The organism is Gilliamella sp. Choc6-1 (genome assembly GCF_001690385.1).
Lineage (GTDB): Bacteria > Pseudomonadota > Gammaproteobacteria > Enterobacterales > Orbaceae > Gilliamella > Gilliamella apicola_A.
In genome coordinates, this window is the sequence record NZ_LZHI01000044.1 from 1 (window position 1) to 3,721 (window position 3,721).

The 3,721-nt window shown below is 28.1% G+C and carries 3 protein-coding genes and 2 pseudogenes; all 5 read left to right on the forward strand.

From position 1 onward, the window contains the following. Nucleotides 1-1,076 (forward strand): annotated as a pseudogene (locus A9G36_RS10175) (hypothetical protein); the annotation flags it as partial. Between the two features lie 8 nt (nt 1,077-1,084). Next, nucleotides 1,085-1,681 (forward strand): hypothetical protein, encoded by a 597-nt coding sequence (locus A9G36_RS06605; RefSeq protein ID WP_065569287.1) that lies wholly within the window; start codon nt 1,085-1,087, stop codon nt 1,679-1,681. A 115-nt stretch (nt 1,682-1,796) separates the two neighbouring features. Beyond that, complete coding sequence (locus tag A9G36_RS06610; RefSeq protein ID WP_065585538.1) at nt 1,797-2,402, forward strand: hypothetical protein; 606 nt, start codon at nt 1,797-1,799, stop codon at nt 2,400-2,402. Nucleotides 2,403-2,405: 3 nt separating this feature from the next. Beyond that, nucleotides 2,406-3,368, forward strand: coding sequence for a hypothetical protein (locus A9G36_RS06615; RefSeq protein WP_065585539.1), 963 nt, complete (start codon nt 2,406-2,408; stop codon nt 3,366-3,368). A 12-nt stretch (nt 3,369-3,380) separates the two neighbouring features. After that, a pseudogene (locus A9G36_RS06620) lies at nt 3,381-3,721 on the forward strand (hypothetical protein); the annotation flags it as partial.

The following is a 3,721-nucleotide window of genomic DNA, read 5'->3' on the forward strand; positions in this document are numbered from 1 at the left end:
CTGATGAAGAATTAAGTAAATGGAATGAGATAGATAACCTATATGAACAAGAAAAACAGCAAAAAAAAGAAATCATCGAAGAAGAGTTAAACAAACTCGGACTAACCTTACCTTATCAGCGAGACTCTGCCATGAAAAAAGTGGACGAAGCGCACGAATATGTCAAAAGCAACTGGCAACTAGAAAAAGAAGAGCGCATAAAACCATCTTTATGGTGGAAAGAAGTGGCGCAGGCACAAGCCCAAAATCAAACAACTAGCACAGAACAAAGTGAAGCTAATACGCCTAAACTATCCAATCTATCCGCAGACGGCAAGGCATGGTTTATTCATCCTGTGGCGATGATGGATTATTTTTCAGGCGCAGGCATAGCTACTTATCATATTTATCATGATGGAAAAATTGAAAAACATATACCACAAGAAATACTCGAAGGTTATGAACAAAAATATAAATACGTTTATCATGATAAGAATAAAAAGATACATGAGTTGGGTATTTTTACTATTCATGTGACTAAGGCTATGGCGAGAGGAAATATTCCACAAGCACATAATGTGGAATTAATTAATGTTAAGGAGTTTGAAAAGGGTTACATTTCATCTGATGGTAGTGTTAAAGCAAAATTTGCAACATTTAATAGTGATAGTCACAGGTGGTATATAAATCCTGATTGTTTTGCTGGGTTGCTTGGTGCTATGTTAGAACTGAATGCTGATTATTTAGGCTTTAATGGATTTAGTACTCACGATGCTAAATCTGTTCAGAGTAGATCTCATATAAACGGTATCGCAGGCGATTTAAGATATATATCAACTAAAAGAAACGGCGAGCTAACATGGTTATCTTATTCAAGTTTTGATTTTGATGAGCAAGAAAAATTTAATACAGCATTGTATAAATTTGGCTGGGCAAGGACTTCGTTAATGTATTCAGAATATTTTACATATAAGAAGCAACCAAATACTTTACTTAAATATACTAAGCATATGAAGAAAGCTCCTCCTAATGGATATGATCATTATCATCATTTACATATATGCGGTTTTGATTTTAACTTAATTATAAATGTATAAGATTAAAAATGATCAGGTTTCAATTTTTCTATATATGCATTTTATTAATCTCGTTTTTTTCTTTTGCAGAAGATAAAAATAAAGATCTTAATAATATCCTTTATGAATTTAAAGGATATTCAAAAAAAACATCTTCGTATCATTCTTTAAAAGACTTTTTTGCGGATAATAATCAAATATATGATGAAAAAAATCCATTAAATGTGCTTTTTGATCCCAACACGCTTTTATTAAGTATGGTTGAGCATAGAAAACCTTACACAGGTAAAGCTATATTATTTAAAAAGCTTCCGCTTGATAACAATCTAAATGTGTTCCTTTTTGCTTATTGGGATCATAATGATCAAGATTCATATTATAACCTTCCAACTCTTGAATTACAGATTTTTGATAAGAGTAATAAACTGATTAGCAAAATGATTGTTGTGGATGGTGCACAAGCAGAGTGCTCAATCAATAAAAGAACACGTATTTATAAAAATAAGAAATTTGAAATAATAGAATCAGAGTATTGCATTGATATAGAAACAGACAAGCTTATGACTGAACAACATAAGGTAAGTTATTATTTTATTGATGATAAAGGTAATATTAATTATGAATAATTAGGTACTTTCTTCATCACTTTTATTAGCTTATATTAAATAATATCCTAATAAAAAAGAACACGATTTATTAAGATGTTGAATTAGGCATAAATAGCATTAAGGATAGTTAACAATGAAACTTTTTGAACGGTTTATCATTATCTGCCTATTATCATTATTTAGTGTAAATATGGCATTTTCAGAAAATTTAAATAGCGATTTACGCTACTATCATAAAATTAAATTACCTTATTCCTCTAATGAATTAAAAAAATATTATTATTGGGGAGAACACGGCTTGTATCTTTCCCCTAATATGCCATTTCCATTAAGATTTACCAATAAAGAATTTTCATTTAAGCCAAAATTATTTGAATATCTTACTAAAACAACTTTTTATTTTCCTCATTGTTATTTTTATTATAAGGACATTTTATATAAAGGCATTATCCAAATGGCTATAGGTGAAAATGATGAAAAAGTTTTTACTTTTCAGATGTATAGTTATGATAATAACGGAAATTTGTTGGATACAATACTTTTGTACAAAATTAAAAATGGCGAAATATCTTATTGGAATGATTTTGTAATAAAGCCTGATGGTAAAATATTAATTAAACAACATCAAAAACAAAATCTCTTTGATCCAGATGAAGATCCAAAAGATAATAAAGTTTATACAACAGAAATAAAATATCAAATGAGTTCTTCTGGCATTTTTAACACAATAAAGGATTAAGTAATGAAAAATTTATTTTTTATTAATATAGTGTTATTTTTATTTAGTTTTTGCTGTTATAGTCAGGAAATTGATGTTATTGAGAACTATAAAGGTAAATCTTTTCTTAACTCGATAGATATCTCTAAACTAACAAAAGATTGCGAAAAAACTGATAATTTTTGGCATATTACAAATACTGAACGAGAAGAAATACTTGAGCGTTGTCCAATTAATCAAATGGCCTCATATTTTAATAATTTATATGAAATTATTAGAAATAATATTGTTATATATGATGTAAATGATTTAAAGCTTACTATTAATAAAAAAATCTATAATAAAACCGTTAATAATAAAATATATCCGGTTAAAGAGCTTAACTTATCCATTTTTCATAAAGGAAACTTTAAAGATAAAATTACATTGGCAAATAGTTCTTATGATGTTGAAGGTTATTATTGGTTAAGTAATCAATACTATTATATTTCGCCTAGTAAAGATGTTTATTTATTATTGGTCAAAGATATTGATACTAGTGTAAAACCAATATTCTGGAAGCATTATCAAATAGATGAAAAAGACTTACAATTTCAACTTAAAGAGTTATTAATTGACGAAGGTTATAAATATCAAATTATTTATCCTTATAAATTTGAAATTCTTGAAGGGACGCTGGAAAAATCAAAGTATAATATTGATAAATTAAAGACATGTTATCAAGAAAAATATTCGACTAATTGTAGTATTGACTCTTATAGGTATTATCATAATCTTTTATCTCAAAAAATCATATCGCTTAAGAACAAAAAAACTAATTTTAATGAATCTATAGAAAAAATAGATAAACAAATTAATGAAATATGTTTATTGATACCTGCTCCTAATTATTATGAAACTGAGGAATTTACTTATAACATTACAAAATGTTTAGTTGAGCAACTAAACAAAAAGATAAAAACGATAGACCAAATATTATTGGGGTGAAATAATATTTATTTGGAACTTATATGGCATGGTGGTATCCATATTGACAAAAAGGTATTGAAAGAAATCAAAGAGGAAGCGAAGCTGCGTTGTATGGCTGATGGTGAAGTGATAGCTTATCGAGTGAATGATGTTTATCCTAAAATTGTGTATCAGGACAATGTTGAACTAAAACTGCCTTATAAGGAACAACAAAAAGTTGCTTATTTCTCAACAGGGTTTACCTTAGTCAGGCACCTGTTACAAATGCCCAAAATTGCTAATTCAACCGACACACCACCATCAATAACGTTATACAGTTTATATATGCATCAGTTAGATTGGTATGGTTATCAGCAAAAGAAACAGGAAGG

What these genes read in the sequence shown, in the direction of transcription:
- A9G36_RS06615 (WP_065585539.1), top strand. Translation starts at nt 2,406, where the DNA reads ATGAAAAATTTATTTTTTATTAATATAGTGTTATTTTTATTTAGTTTT.
- A9G36_RS06610 (WP_065585538.1), top strand. Translation starts at nt 1,797, where the DNA reads ATGAAACTTTTTGAACGGTTTATCATTATCTGCCTATTATCATTATTT.
- A9G36_RS06605 (WP_065569287.1), top strand. Translation starts at nt 1,085, where the DNA reads ATGATCAGGTTTCAATTTTTCTATATATGCATTTTATTAATCTCGTTT.